This window comes from Streptomyces sp. NPDC089915 (genome assembly GCF_040684675.1).
Taxonomy (GTDB): domain Bacteria; phylum Actinomycetota; class Actinomycetes; order Streptomycetales; family Streptomycetaceae; genus Streptomyces.
In genome coordinates, this window is the sequence record NZ_JBFBGN010000004.1 from 100,037 (window position 1) to 112,452 (window position 12,416).

General features: G+C 69.5%; 12 protein-coding genes. 6 read left to right on the forward strand and 6 right to left on the reverse strand.

Annotated elements, in window-relative coordinates; translation table 11 throughout:
- Positions 1-94: 94 nt before the first annotated feature.
- The 4 genes from rplI to rpsF all read right to left on the reverse strand — a co-directional run bounded on the left by rplI (position 95) and on the right by rpsF (position 1,793).
- Positions 95-541, reverse strand: coding sequence for a 50S ribosomal protein L9 (gene rplI / locus AB0O29_RS02785; RefSeq protein WP_351877611.1), 447 nt, complete (start codon positions 539-541; stop codon positions 95-97).
- An 18-nt stretch (positions 542-559) separates the two neighbouring features.
- Positions 560-796: a 30S ribosomal protein S18 gene (rpsR, locus tag AB0O29_RS02790; RefSeq protein ID WP_005315025.1), complete on the reverse strand. Its 237-nt coding sequence runs from the start codon at positions 794-796 to the stop codon at positions 560-562.
- A gap of 43 nt (positions 797-839) precedes the next feature.
- Positions 840-1,430 carry a single-stranded DNA-binding protein gene (locus AB0O29_RS02795; protein ID WP_365144999.1) on the reverse strand — a complete coding sequence of 197 codons (591 nt, stop codon included), beginning with the start codon at positions 1,428-1,430 and terminating at the stop codon, positions 840-842.
- A 72-nt stretch (positions 1,431-1,502) separates the two neighbouring features.
- Positions 1,503-1,793: a 30S ribosomal protein S6 gene (rpsF, locus tag AB0O29_RS02800; protein ID WP_007265254.1), complete on the reverse strand. Its 291-nt coding sequence runs from the start codon at positions 1,791-1,793 to the stop codon at positions 1,503-1,505.
- A gap of 252 nt (positions 1,794-2,045) precedes the next feature.
- On the opposite strand from rpsF, the gene AB0O29_RS02805 reads away from it, so the two are divergent.
- The 3 genes from AB0O29_RS02805 to AB0O29_RS02815 all read left to right on the forward strand — a co-directional run bounded on the left by AB0O29_RS02805 (position 2,046) and on the right by AB0O29_RS02815 (position 4,712).
- Positions 2,046-2,357: a hypothetical protein gene (locus AB0O29_RS02805; RefSeq protein WP_365145002.1), complete on the forward strand. Its 312-nt coding sequence runs from the start codon at positions 2,046-2,048 to the stop codon at positions 2,355-2,357.
- Positions 2,358-2,488: 131 nt separating this feature from the next.
- Positions 2,489-3,607 carry a peptidoglycan bridge formation glycyltransferase FemA/FemB family protein gene (locus tag AB0O29_RS02810; RefSeq protein WP_045945395.1) on the forward strand — a complete coding sequence of 373 codons (1,119 nt, stop codon included), beginning with the start codon at positions 2,489-2,491 and terminating at the stop codon, positions 3,605-3,607.
- Between the two features lie 73 nt (positions 3,608-3,680).
- Positions 3,681-4,712 carry an alanine racemase gene (locus tag AB0O29_RS02815; RefSeq protein WP_365145006.1) on the forward strand — a complete coding sequence of 344 codons (1,032 nt, stop codon included), beginning with the start codon at positions 3,681-3,683 and terminating at the stop codon, positions 4,710-4,712.
- A gap of 46 nt (positions 4,713-4,758) precedes the next feature.
- On the opposite strand, the gene AB0O29_RS02820 is transcribed toward AB0O29_RS02815, so the two are convergent.
- Both AB0O29_RS02820 and AB0O29_RS02825 read right to left on the reverse strand, forming a co-directional pair.
- On the reverse strand, positions 4,759-6,246 hold the full coding sequence (locus AB0O29_RS02820) for a glycosyltransferase 87 family protein (RefSeq protein WP_365145009.1): 1,488 nt from the start codon (positions 6,244-6,246) through the stop codon (positions 4,759-4,761).
- A gap of 86 nt (positions 6,247-6,332) precedes the next feature.
- Positions 6,333-8,615 carry a transglycosylase domain-containing protein gene (locus AB0O29_RS02825; protein ID WP_365145012.1) on the reverse strand — a complete coding sequence of 761 codons (2,283 nt, stop codon included), beginning with the start codon at positions 8,613-8,615 and terminating at the stop codon, positions 6,333-6,335.
- A 568-nt stretch (positions 8,616-9,183) separates the two neighbouring features.
- Here AB0O29_RS02825 and AB0O29_RS02830 point away from each other — a divergent pair.
- The 3 genes from AB0O29_RS02830 to AB0O29_RS02840 all read left to right on the forward strand — a co-directional run bounded on the left by AB0O29_RS02830 (position 9,184) and on the right by AB0O29_RS02840 (position 12,319).
- Positions 9,184-9,786: a PadR family transcriptional regulator gene (locus AB0O29_RS02830; protein ID WP_136210355.1), complete on the forward strand. Its 603-nt coding sequence runs from the start codon at positions 9,184-9,186 to the stop codon at positions 9,784-9,786.
- Between the two features lie 50 nt (positions 9,787-9,836).
- Positions 9,837-10,919, forward strand: a complete 1,083-nt coding sequence (locus tag AB0O29_RS02835) for an inositol-3-phosphate synthase (protein WP_365145015.1) — start codon at positions 9,837-9,839, stop codon at positions 10,917-10,919.
- 116 nt (positions 10,920-11,035) lie between these two features.
- A complete protein-coding gene (locus AB0O29_RS02840; protein WP_365145018.1) occupies positions 11,036-12,319 on the forward strand; it encodes an MFS transporter in 1,284 nt (427 codons plus the stop codon).
- Positions 12,320-12,416: the final 97 nt, after the last annotated feature.

Consider the following 12,416-nt stretch of genomic DNA (forward strand, 5'->3'; position numbering starts at 1 on the left):
GAGCGGGCCCAGGGTTCAGGTTTCACGTGAAACATCCCCCGGACACGACGAAGGGCCGCACCCCCGGAGGGGTGCGGCCCTTCATGCGCTGCCCTTAGGCGGCGACGACCTCGATGCCCACGTTCGCGGCGACCTCGGCGTGCAGACGCACGGAGACCTGGTACGAACCGAGGGTCTTGATCGGGGAGCCCAGCTCCACGCGGCGCTTGTCGACCTTCGGGCCACCGGAAGCCTCGATCGCCGTGGCGATGTCGGCCGGGGTGACGGAACCGAAGAGACGACCGGCGTCACCCGCGCGGGTGGCCAGACGGACCTTCACGCCCTCGAGCTTGGCCTTGACCTCGTTGGCCTGCTCGATGGTCGCGATCTCGTGGATCTTGCGGGCGCGGCGGATCTGCGCCACGTCCTTCTCGCCACCCTTGGTCCAGCGGATCGCGAAACCACGCGGGACCAGGTAGTTGCGAGCGTAACCGTCCTTGACGTCGACGACATCGCCGGCGGTGCCGAGGCCAGAGACCTCGTGGGTCAGGATGATCTTCATTAGTCGGTCACCCTTTCCTTATCGCGCGGTGGACGTGTAGGGCAGCAGCGCCATCTCACGGCTGTTCTTCACGGCCGTGGCGACGTCACGCTGGTGCTGCGTGCAGTTGCCGGTGACGCGGCGGGCACGGATCTTGCCGCGGTCGGAAATGAACTTCCGCAGCATGTTCGTGTCCTTGTAGTCCACGTACGCGGTCTTGTCCTTGCAGAACGCGCAGACCTTCTTCTTAGGCTTGCGCACAGGCGGCTTCGCCATTGTGTCTCTCCTGTGTGATCAAGAAGTGGGGATGGAGCTGCCCTTAGAAGGGCGGCTCGTCCGAGTAGCCGCCGCCGGAGCCGCCGGAGCTTCCGCCCCAGCCGCCCCCGCCGCCGCCCTGCTGCTGCTGGCCACCGGCCGGCGCGCTGGACGCCCACGGGTCGTCGGAGGGAGCTCCGCCGCCCTGGGGACCGCCGCTGGGTGCTCCCCAGCCGCCGCCACCCTGCTGCTGCTGACCGCCGCCGCCGTATCCACCCTGGCCACCGCGACCGGTGGTCTTGGCGACCTTGGCCGTGGCGTTCTTCAGGCTGGGGCCGACTTCCTCGACGTCCAGCTCGTAGACCGTGCGCTTGACACCCTCACGGTCCTCGTACGACCGCTGCCTCAGCCGGCCCTGCACGATGACGCGCATGCCCCGCTGGAGGGACTCGGCGACGTTCTCAGCCGCCTGCCGCCACACCGAGCAGGTCAGGAACAGGCTCTCGCCGTCCTTCCACTCGTTGGTCTGACGGTCGAAGGTGCGGGGGGTGGACGCGACACGGAACTTCGCGACCGCCGCACCCGAGGGGGTGAAGCGCAGCTCGGGGTCGTCGACGAGATTGCCGACGACCGTGATGACGGTCTCGCCTGCCATGGATGAACCTCTCGGCGGGGATTGCTGCTGGGCTGCTGTGCTACTCGGTCCCGATTACCGCTGAACCGGAGTTCAGTGGGTCTCGGGGCGAAGGACCTTGGTCCGGAGAACCGACTCGTTCAGGTTCATCTGGCGGTCGAGCTCCTTGACGACCGCAGGCTCGGCCTGCAGGTCGAGGACCGAGTAGATGCCCTCGGGCTTCTTCTTGATCTCGTAAGCGAGACGACGACGGCCCCAGGTGTCGACCTTCTCGACCTTTCCGTTGCCCTCACGGACGACGGAAAGGAAGTTCTCGATCAGGGGGGCGACAGCGCGCTCCTCGAGATCGGGGTCGAGGATGACCATCACTTCGTAGTGACGCATGTGGAACCCACCTCCTTTGGACTCAGCGGCCACGGTCGTTCCGTGGCAGGAGGGTCGTGATGCGTGCCGCACGGTGCCTGAGAGCAGACACCGCGCAGACCGTACAGACTACCTGCTCGACTCCTTCCGGTTGAAATCCGGCGGGAGAGGACCACAATCTGTAGGCATCGGGTGTGCTCGGTGCTATGCCCCCGGCCCAGGCCGGAGGCGGCGCCGCCGCACCGCTCTGCTCCAGCCAGGAGGTGCCTTCCGATGGCACAGGCAATGGATCGTCCGCCCATCTCCCTGCTCGCGACCGACGGCAAGCCCCACCCCCTCCAGGACACCCTGGTGGCGGTCACCCTGATCCTCGGCGCCGTGGCGTTCGTCACTGCGTTCTTCCACAATCTGCACCTGCTCAGCTCCTGGACGGGGCTGATCGGGATCGCGACCGGCGCGTACGGCCAGTTCATCTCCGCGACGACACGCGAGCGCTTCGCACTGATCATCGGCCTTGGTGCGTCTGGCATCGGGTTCTTCCTCGGAATGGCGCACGGCGGCCTCTTCGGCGGCTGGCTGGGCTGACCGGGGGATCTCCTCGGCGGGGCGCCGGCCGGACACCGGCCCGGGCTACGGCCCGTCCCCCAGATGGGTGGCGCCCCCGTCGCAGTAGGCTTCGCGGCATAGCAGCGAAGCCGCCCGAGGAGACAACCCGCATGAGCCTGTCCCTGCGCACCATCAGCCGAGAGCAGCATCTGGCGTACCTCCAGAGCCTGCCCTCGGCTAGCCACTGCCAGGTCCCGGCGTGGGCCGACGTCAAGAACGAGTGGCGCTCGGAGAACCTGGGCTGGTTCGACAAGTCCGGTGAACTCGTCGGCGCCGCCCTCGTCCTGTACCGCCAGCTGCCCAAGGTGAAGCGCTACCTCGCCTACCTCCCCGAGGGCCCGGTCATCAACTGGTACGCCCCCAACCTCGAGGAATGGCTCCAGCCGATGCTGGCGCACCTCAAGCAGCAGGGCGCCTTCACCGTGAAGATGGGCCCGCCGGTCGTCATCCGCCGCTGGAACTCCGCCGCCATCAAGGCCGGCATCCAGGACCCCGAGGTCAAGCGCCTGCGCGACGTGGAAGCCTCGTACATCGAGCCCCGCGCCTTCGAGGTGTCCGACAAGCTGCGCCGCATGGGCTGGCAGCAGGGCGAGGACGGCGGCGCCGGCTTCGGCGACGTCCAGCCCCGCTACGTCTTCCAGGTGCCGCTGGCCAACCGTTCGCTGGACGACGTCCTCAAGGGCTTCAACCAGCTGTGGCGCCGCAACATCAAGAAGGCCGAGAAGGCCGGCGTCGAGGTCGTCCAGGGCGGCTACGAGGACCTGCCGACCTGGCAGTACCTCTACGAGATCACCGCCGAGCGCGACAAGTTCCGCCCGCGCCCGCTCAGCTACTTCCAGCGCCAGTGGACGGCCCTCAACTCCGAGGACCCCAACCGCATGCGGCTGTACATCGCCAAGCACGAGGGCGAACCGCTCGCGGCCGCCACGATGCTGACGGTCGGCCAGCACGTCTGGTACTCCTACGGCGCCTCCGCCAACCACAAGCGCGAGGTCCGGCCCTCGAACGCCATGCAGTGGCGCATGCTGCGCGACTCGTACGCGCTCGGCGCCAGCGTCTACGACCTGCGCGGCATCAGTGACACCCTGGACGAGAACGACCACCTGTTCGGCCTGATCCAGTTCAAGGTCGGTACGGGCGGCGAGGCCGTCGAGTACGTCGGCGAGTGGGACTTCCCGCTCAACAAGATGCTGCACAAGGCGCTCGACATCTACATGTCGCGCCGCTGACCCCCACCCCGCCCCTTCCACACACACCGCACCGCTGCACCACGCAGCTATCCGAGAGAGGCTCCGGACGGGCATGGCGCTCACGCTCTACGTCGACACCGCGCGCTGGCGTGCGCACCAGAAGACGATCATCGACCAGTTCCCCGGTCTGATCCCCGTCTGCAAGGGCAACGGCTACGGCTTCGGCCACGAGCGGCTGTGCGAGGAGGCGACCCGGATGGGCGCCGACATCCTGGCCGTCGGGACCACGTACGAGGCCGCGAGCATCAAGGACCGCTTCGGCGGCGACCTGCTCGTCCTCACCCCGTTCCGGCGGGGCGAGGAGCCGGTGCCGCTGCCGGACCGGGTGATCCGCTCGGTGGCCTCCGTGGACGGGGTCCGGGGCCTGGTCGGCGCCCGCGTGGTCATCGAGTGCATGAGCTCCATGCGCCGCCACGGCATCTCCGAGCAGGACCTGGGGATGCTCCAGTCGGCGATCGAGGACGTCCGGCTGGAGGGCTTCGCCCTGCACCTGCCGCTGGACCGCCCCGACGGCTCGGACGCCGTCGAGGAGGTCATCGGCTGGATGGACCGGCTGCGCGCGGCCCGGCTGCCGCTGCACACCATGTTCGTCAGCCACCTGCGGGCCGAGGAGCTGGCCCGGCTCCAGCAGCAGTTCCCGCAGACCCGCTTCCGCGCCCGCATCGGCACCCGGTTGTGGCTGGGCGACCACGACGCCACCCAGTACCGGGGCGCGGTCCTGGACGTCACTCGCGTGGCCAAGGGCGACCGGTTCGGCTACCGGCAGCAGAAGGCCGCCTCCGACGGCTGGCTGGTCGTCGTCGCCGGCGGCACCTCGCACGGCGTGGGCCTGGAGGCCCCCAAGGCCCTCCACGGGATGATGCCGCGCGCCAAGGGCGTGGCCCGGGCCGGCCTGGCCACCGTCAACCGCAACCTCTCGCCCTTCGTCTGGGCGGGCAAGCAGCGCTGGTTCGCCGAGCCCCCGCACATGCAGGTGTCGATCCTGTTCGTGCCCTCGGACGCGACCGAGCCGACGGTGGGCGACGAGCTGGTGGCCCACCTGCGCCACACCACGACGCAGTTCGACCGGGTGCTCGACGCCTGAGCCGGACCCCGCCGGGTCCGGGCCGGACGGCCCGGACCCTCCCCGGTCAGTCCCTGGGCTCCACGCCCCAGGCGACCCGCCGTCCCTCCGAAGGCGCCGCGTACCGCGGCGCCTTCGCCTTGTCCCCGAGCACGAAGACGTCCTCGGCCCCGTCGAGCACTCCGCCGGACGGGTCGTCCGAGCCGTCGCGCCGTACGACGTCCCGCTCGGGGAGCAGGATGTCGCGCACGACGACCCCGCACAGGTAGAGCGTGGCGGCCAGGTGGATCGCGATGGCCAGCTGGTAGCCCTCCAGCGGCAGCCCCTGGTGCTTGTCCCCGCTGGTCGTGTAGGCGAGGTAGAACCAGATCCCCAGGAAGTAGGCGACCTCGCCGGCCTGCCAGATCAGGAAGTCGCGCCAGCGCGGCCGGGCCAGCGCCGCGAGCGGGACGAGCCACAGCACGTACTGCGGCGAGTAGACCTTGTTGGCCAGGATGAAGGCGGCGACGACCAGGAAGGCCAGCTGGGCGAAGCGGGGCCGCCTGGGGGCGGTCAGCGTGAGCAGGCCGATGCCCAGGCACAGCAGCACGGTCAGCCCTGTCGCGTAGGTGTTGGCCCCCTCCAGGGGGTTGCCGGTGCGCTGGGAGATCAGCAGCCAGACGGAGCCGAAGTCGATCGGGCGGTCCTGGCTGAACACGTAGAACCGCTTCCAGCCGTCCCAGGCGTAGAGCATCACCGGCAGGTTGACCACGAGCCAGGAGACGGCGGCGCCGCCGGCGGCGGCGCCGAAGGCCCGCCACTTCCCGGCCCGCCAGCACAGCACGAACAGCACGCCGAGCAGCAGCACGGGGTAGAGCTTGGCCGCGGTCGCCAGGCCGATGAGGACGCCGGCGGCCAGCGGGCGGCTCCGCGACCACATCAGCATCGCGGCGGCGGCGAGGGCCACGGCCGGGAGGTCCCAGTTGATGGTCGCGTTGAGCGCGAAGGCCGGGGCCAGGGCGAGGAGCAGGGCGTCCCACGGGCGGCGGCGGTGGGTCCGGGTGACGCAGACGGCGATGATCGCCGCGCAGGCCATCAGCATGCCCGCGTTGACCATCCAGTACATCTGCTCGCGGTGCTGGATGGCCCCGGACGAGGGGGTCAGCCAGGAGGCCACCTGCATGAAGGCACCGGTGAGCACCGGGTACTCCAGGTACTGCATGCCCCCGTACTTCGGGTCGGCGGCCAGGTCCGGGAACCTGTCCAGATAGGGCACGAGGCCGTCGGCGAAGCCCCGGGCCGAGTAGAGGTGGGGGATGTCGGAGTAGCAGGCGTGCGTGTACTGCGAGCCCGCTCCCTGGAACCAGGCCCAGTCGTAGCAGGGCAGCTTCTGCACCATGCCGAGCGCGAACATGCCGAGGGCCACGAGGACCACGACGCGGACGGGGGTCAGCCAGTGGCCGCCCGGCCGGACGTGACGGCCGACCGGCCCGCCGATGAGCTCGCTGCCGGCGGCGGCGACCTCGTCCTGCCGCGTGGGCGATACGGGGGGCCGGTCCTCGTGCACCTTGGTCATGGGCTCATCCTGCCGTACCGGCCCGGACACGGGGGAGGGCCGCCGCACGGTGTGCGACGGCCCTCGGTGGTGCGGGCGGGGCGGGGTCAGCCCTGGGTGCCCATGATGCTGCCCCAGTTGGTCGTACCGCCCTGGCCCCGGCCCGGGCGGCCCGTGGCGGGCGGCGAGGGCAGGTCGGTGCTCCCGCCGTTGGTGTCGCCGCCCGCTCCGGTGCTCGTACCGGCCGCGGTCTGCGGGTCGCAGAGGTTCCACGGCCTGGGCTTGCACGGCCGGCCCCCCTGCGACGGGGAGGGCGACACGGACGTGGACGGGGAGGGCGACACGGACGTCGACGGCGAGGGCGACACGGACGTAGAGGGCGAGGGGCTCGGCGAGGGGGCGCCGGCGGCGTCGGCGACCACGCCGATGTCCTCGGCCTCCGGGAAGTCCTTGACCGGGGTGCCCTTGAGGGCCTCGCGCATGTACTCGGTCCAGATCACCGCGGGGATGTCACCACCGTGGATGGAGTCGACACCGCCCACGTGGTTCATGGACATGAGCTTCTTGTCCTTGGAGTTCGGGTCGTTGCGGAACAGGGTGACCGAGGTCGACAGCTCCGGGGTGTAGCCGACGAACCAGGCCGACTTGTTCTGGTCGGTGGTGCCGGTCTTGCCCGCGGCGGGCCGGCCCAGCTTCTTCGCCTTGGTGCCGGTGCCGTTCTCCACCACGTTGCGCAGCACCTTGGTGATGTTGTCCGCGACGGAGTCGTCCATGGCCCGGGACTCCTTGGGGGTCTGGAAGCCCGGGACCTCCTTGCCGTCCTTCTTGACCTGGAGCACGGAGAAGGGCTCGTGGTGCGTACCGGACGCGGCGAAGGTGGCGTAGGAGTCGGCCATGCGGATCGCGCTGGGCGTCGAGGTGCCGAGGGCGAACGAGGCGTTGTTGTTCTCGTCCATCGACTCGTCGAGGATGCCGGTGGCCTTCGCGACCTGGCGGACCTTGGTGTGGCCGACATCGAAGACGAGCTGGGCGAAGGGCACGTTGATGGACTTCTCCATCGCCTCGTTCAGCGTCACGTAGCCGTACGGGTACTCGCTCTCGTTCTTCTGCTTGAACGGCTGGCCGTCGGAGCCCAGCAGCGGCTTGCCCGAGCGGTCGTTGATGACCGTGAGGTCGTTGGCGTTGTACTTGCTCATGGCCGAGATGCCGGAGCCCTTGGAGTTCTGCGTGCCGTACTCCATGGCGGCCGCCAGCACGTAGGGCTTCCAGGTCGAGCCGACCGGGACGCCGGAGGTGTTGGCGTTGTTGGCGAAGTACTTGTGGTCCCAGCCGGGCCCGCCGTACAGGGCGACGATCGCCCCGGTCTTCACGTCGACGGAGGCGGCCCCGAACTGCACGAAGGTGTCGTACTCGGGCCGCTTCTTCTCGTCGAGGAAGTCGTTGCGGGTGTCCTCGACCGCCTTGGACAGGGCGTCCACCCTGGGCTTCTGGAAGGTGGTCCGGATGGTGTAGCCGCCGAGGGCCATCCGCTCGGCGCTGATGTCGGCCGTCTTCATCACGTACGACTTGGCCACCTCGACGAGGTAGCCGGTCTGACCGGACATGCCGCTCGCCTGGGCGAGGTCGACCCGGGCGGGGAAGTCCTTGTACTTGTCCCGCTCGGACTGCTCCATGCGGTGCACGGCGACCTCGCGGTCGAGGACCCACGCCCAGCGGGCCCGGGCGCGCTTCTCGTTGGCCTCGGGAGTGGCCGCGGAGCCGACGCCGCCGTCCGGGTTGTAGAGGTTGGGGCCCTTGAGCAGGGAGGCGAGGAAGGCGCTCTCGGACGGGTTGAGGTCCTTGGCGTCCTTGCCGAAGTAGGCGCGGGACGCGGCCTGGATGCCGTAGGCGTCGCGGCCGAAGTAGGCGGTGTTCAGGTAGCCGGCGAGGACGACGTCCTTGTCCTCGGTGGCACCCAGTTTGATCGCGATGAAGAGCTCGGTGACCTTGCGCTTGAGCGTCTGCTCGGAATCGAGGTAGGTGTTCTTGACGTACTGCTGGGTGATGGTGGAGCCACCCTGGGTCGAGCCGCCCGTGGCCATGTTCACCACGGCGCGAGCGATACCCATGGGATCGACGCCTTTGTCCGTTTCGAAGGACTCGTTCTCGGCCGCGATCACCGCATTCCGCATGGAGACCGGAATCTGGTCGATCGGGACGATCTGGCGGTTCGTGGACCCGCCGGTGGCGACCATCTGGGTGCCGTCGGCCCACTGGAAGACGTTGTTCTGCGCCTTGGCCGCCTTGTTGGCGTCCGGGGTGCCGACCATGGCGATGCCGACGCCGGCCCCGGCGATGATGAAGGCGAAGAAGCCGAGGAGGGTACCGCCGACCAGCTTCCAGGAGGGCACGAATCGCTTCCAGCCGGCCTTCCCGGCACGGGGGTAGTCGATGAACCTCTTGCGGCCGTCACCCCCCTTCCCACCTGGGCGTCCCCGTCCGGCGGCGGGGCGCTGGGCGGCCCGGCGGGCGTCGGCGCGGCTGCCATGGGGGCCGCGGTCCGCGTAGGGTCCGCCGGGCGGTGCGGCGGGGGCCTCCCGTCCGGGCGCGGAGCCCCGTCCGGGGCGCTGCTGGGCAGCGCGGCGTGACGCGGCGCGGCCGCCGCCTTCGGGCTGCGACGGTTTGCGGCGGTGCTCGCTCATCGAACGACTACTCCTCGGGCAGGCGAGTGGCCTGGAAGCGGCAGGTGATTCCGGTTCCCCCCGGTGGTCCTGCCGCACAGCCTACGCACGGTCAAAACCCAATCAGTGCCGAAGTTCACCCCAAATCAGGCAACTTGCGTCGTACGAATTGGTGATGTGACGCCGGTCACCATGTCTCGGCTTGTCGCCGGAAGCGGCCCGATCTATGGTCTGGATGTATCGAGCCGATACATCAGCTCGGCATAAAACTCAGAGGCAGACGGAGAGGGGCAGGCGGATGAGCAGGCGCTCAGGCATCCTCGAGTTCGCCGTCCTCGGCCTGCTTCGCGAATCCCCCATGCACGGCTACGAGCTGCGCAAGCGGCTCAACACCTCGCTGGGGGTATTCAGGGCGTTCAGCTACGGGACTCTCTATCCCTGCCTCAAGACGCTGGTCGCCAACGGCTGGTTGATCGAAGAACCGGGAAACGCCCCGGAAGACGCTCTCGCCGCTTCACTCGCAGGGCGCCGCGCCAAGATCGTCTACCGGTTGACGGCAGCAGGTAAGGAGCACTTCGAAGAGCTCCTCTCCCACACCGGCCCCGACACCTGGGAGGACGAGTCCTTCGCCGCCCGCTTCGCCTTCTTCGGCCAGACCGAACGAGAAGTGCGGATGCGCGTGCTGGAGGGCCGTCGCAGCCGGCTGGAGGAGCGCCTGGAGAAGATGCGCGCCTCGCTCGCCCGCACACGGGAGCGCCTGGACGACTACACGCTCGAGCTGCAGCGGCACGGAATGGAATCCGTCGAGCGTGAAGTGCGCTGGCTGAACGAGCTCATCGAGAGCGAGAGGGCGGGACGGGACCAGAGACGACCCGGTCCGTCCGACGAAACAGCAAAGTGAGACCTGCATCTCGCAGGCCTCGTTCCGAGAACAAACAGGGAGCAACCGGAATGGGTTCGGTTCGCGTAGCCATCGTCGGCGTGGGCAACTGCGCCGCCTCGCTGGTGCAGGGCGTCGAGTACTACAAGGACGCCGACCCGGCCAGCAAGGTCCCGGGTCTGATGCACGTCCAGTTCGGCGACTACCACGTCGGTGACGTCGAGTTCGTCGCCGCGTTCGACGTCGACGCGAAGAAGGTCGGCCTGGACCTCTCGGACGCCATCGGCGCCAGCGAGAACAACACCATCAAGATCTGCGACGTTCCGAACAAGGGCGTCACGGTCCAGCGCGGCCACACCCTCGACGGTCTCGGCAAGTACTACCGCATGACGATCGAGGAGTCCTCCGAGGCCCCGGTCGACGTCGTCCAGATCCTCAAGGACCGCCAGGTCGACGTCCTCGTCTGCTACCTCCCGGTCGGTTCCGAGGAAGCGGCGAAGTTCTACGCCCAGTGCGCCATCGACGCCAAGGTCGCGTTCGTCAACGCCCTCCCGGTCTTCATCGCCGGCACCAAGGAGTGGGCGGACAAGTTCACCGAGGCAGGTGTCCCGATCGTCGGCGACGACATCAAGTCCCAGGTCGGCGCGACCATCACGCACCGCGTGATGGCCAAGCTGTTCGAAGACCGCGGCGTCCGCCTCGAGCGCACCATGCAGCTCAACGTCGGCGGCAACATGGACTTCAAGAACATGCTCGAGCGCGACCGCCTCGAGTCGAAGAAGATCTCCAAGACGCAGGCCGTCACCTCGCAGATCCCCGACCGGGAGCTCGGCGAGAAGAACGTCCACATCGGCCCGTCCGACTACGTCGCGTGGCTCGACGACCGCAAGTGGGCCTACGTCCGCCTCGAGGGCCGCGCCTTCGGCGACGTCCCGCTGAACCTCGAGTACAAGCTCGAGGTGTGGGACTCCCCGAACTCCGCCGGTGTCATCATCGACGCCGTGCGCGCCGCGAAGATCGCCAAGGACCGCGGCATCGGCGGCCCGATCCTGTCGGCCTCCAGCTACTTCATGAAGTCCCCGCCGGTCCAGTACTTCGACGACGAGGCCCTGGCCAACGTCGAGAAGTTCATCAAGGGCGAGGTCGAGCGCTAGTCAGCGCTCCGGTCGGGTCCAGGGTCCCCCGGGACACCTGCTCCTCGACGCTTCTTCCACCGAGGGTCTCCGGACTATGTGTCCGGAGACCCTCGGTGTATGTGACCCTTGCCCACATGCCTGTCGTACGTGATCTGCGCGTACTCCTGCGCCGGAGGGACTTCCGCAACCTGCTCGCCGTACGGCTGCTGTGCCAGGCGGCCGACGGGACGTACCAGGTCGCGCTCGCCACCTATGTGGTCTTCTCGCCGGAGAAGCAGACCTCGCCCGCCGCCATCGCCTCGGCCATGGCCGTACTCCTGCTGCCCTACTCCGCCATCGGCCCCTTCGCCGGTGTGCTGCTGGACCGCTGGCGCCGCCGCCAGGTCTTCCTCTACGGCAACCTGCTCCGCGCCCTCCTCGCCTGCGTCACCGCCGTGCTGATCGTCGCGCACGTCCCCGACTGGCTCTTCTACGCCTCGGCGCTGTCCGTGACCGCCGTCAACCGCTTCGTCCTCGCCGGGCTCGCCGCGTCGCTGCCCCATGTCGTCGAGGCCGACCAGCTGGTGACGGCCAACGCCCTCTCGCCCACCGCCGGGACCCTCGCCGCCGTCGCCGGCGGCGGCCTGGCCTTCCTCGTACGGCTGCTGGCCTCGGGATCCAACGCCCTCGTCGTCCTCGTCGGCGCCGCCCTCTACCTGTGCGCCGGGCTGGTGGCCCTGCGGCTGGCCGCCGGCCTCCTGGGACCCGACCACCCACCCGGCGGCAGCCGCCCGTCGGTCGCCGAAGGCGTCGTGCTCACCGTCCGCGGCATGGCCGAGGGGCTGCGGCACCTGGCCGCGCGCCGGGAGGCCGCCCGGGCCCTCACCGCCATGACGCTGATGCGGTTCGCGTACGGCGCCCTGACCGTGATGCTGCTGATGCTCTGCCGCTACGCGTGGTCGCGGGACGAGGCCGGCGGCCTGGCCCTGCTGGGGATCGCCGTCGGGGTCTCGGGGGCGGGGTTCTTCGCGGCCGCCGTGGTGACCCCCTGGCTCGTGGGCCGGCTCGGGCCCCTGGGCTGGATCACCGGCTGCTCGGCCGGGGCGGCCGTCCTCGTGCCGGCCCTCGGGCTCTTCTTCGCCCCCGGGCCGATGCTCGTCGCCGCCTTCGCCCTGGGCGTCGCCACCCAGGGGGCGAAGATCTCCACCGACACGGTGGTGCAGTCGCGGGTGGACGACGACTACCGGGGCCGGGTCTTCTCCGTCTACGACGTGCTGTTCAACGTCGCCTTCGTCGGGGCGGCCGCGGTGTCCTCCCTGATGCTCCCCGCCGACGGCCGGTCCGTGGCCCTGCTCCTGACCACGGCCCTGATCTACGCCGGCACGGCGGTGTTCCTGCGCCGGCGCCGCGACCGGGTCGATGTTTCACGTGAAACGTAGGCACCGTTTCACGGGATAAAAAGGCCGGGGGGGGCGGCCGGCCCGCGGGATGCCCCGGGGGGCAGCGCGGCCCCCCCCACCGGGTGAGCCGCCCGAT

Bases quoted from the DNA above. Each gene is read 5' to 3' on its own strand.
- rplI (WP_351877611.1), bottom strand. From the start codon at position 541: ATGAAGATCATCCTGACCCACGAGGTCTCTGGCCTCGGCACCGCCGGC.
- rpsR (WP_005315025.1), bottom strand. From the start codon at position 796: ATGGCGAAGCCGCCTGTGCGCAAGCCTAAGAAGAAGGTCTGCGCGTTC.
- AB0O29_RS02795 (WP_365144999.1), bottom strand. From the start codon at position 1,430: ATGGCAGGCGAGACCGTCATCACGGTCGTCGGCAATCTCGTCGACGAC.
- rpsF (WP_007265254.1), bottom strand. From the start codon at position 1,793: ATGCGTCACTACGAAGTGATGGTCATCCTCGACCCCGATCTCGAGGAG.
- AB0O29_RS02805 (WP_365145002.1), top strand. From the start codon at position 2,046: ATGGCACAGGCAATGGATCGTCCGCCCATCTCCCTGCTCGCGACCGAC.
- AB0O29_RS02810 (WP_045945395.1), top strand. From the start codon at position 2,489: ATGAGCCTGTCCCTGCGCACCATCAGCCGAGAGCAGCATCTGGCGTAC.
- AB0O29_RS02815 (WP_365145006.1), top strand. From the start codon at position 3,681: ATGGCGCTCACGCTCTACGTCGACACCGCGCGCTGGCGTGCGCACCAG.
- AB0O29_RS02820 (WP_365145009.1), bottom strand. From the start codon at position 6,246: ATGACCAAGGTGCACGAGGACCGGCCCCCCGTATCGCCCACGCGGCAG.
- AB0O29_RS02830 (WP_136210355.1), top strand. From the start codon at position 9,184: ATGAGCAGGCGCTCAGGCATCCTCGAGTTCGCCGTCCTCGGCCTGCTT.
- AB0O29_RS02835 (WP_365145015.1), top strand. From the start codon at position 9,837: ATGGGTTCGGTTCGCGTAGCCATCGTCGGCGTGGGCAACTGCGCCGCC.
- AB0O29_RS02840 (WP_365145018.1), top strand. From the start codon at position 11,036: ATGCCTGTCGTACGTGATCTGCGCGTACTCCTGCGCCGGAGGGACTTC.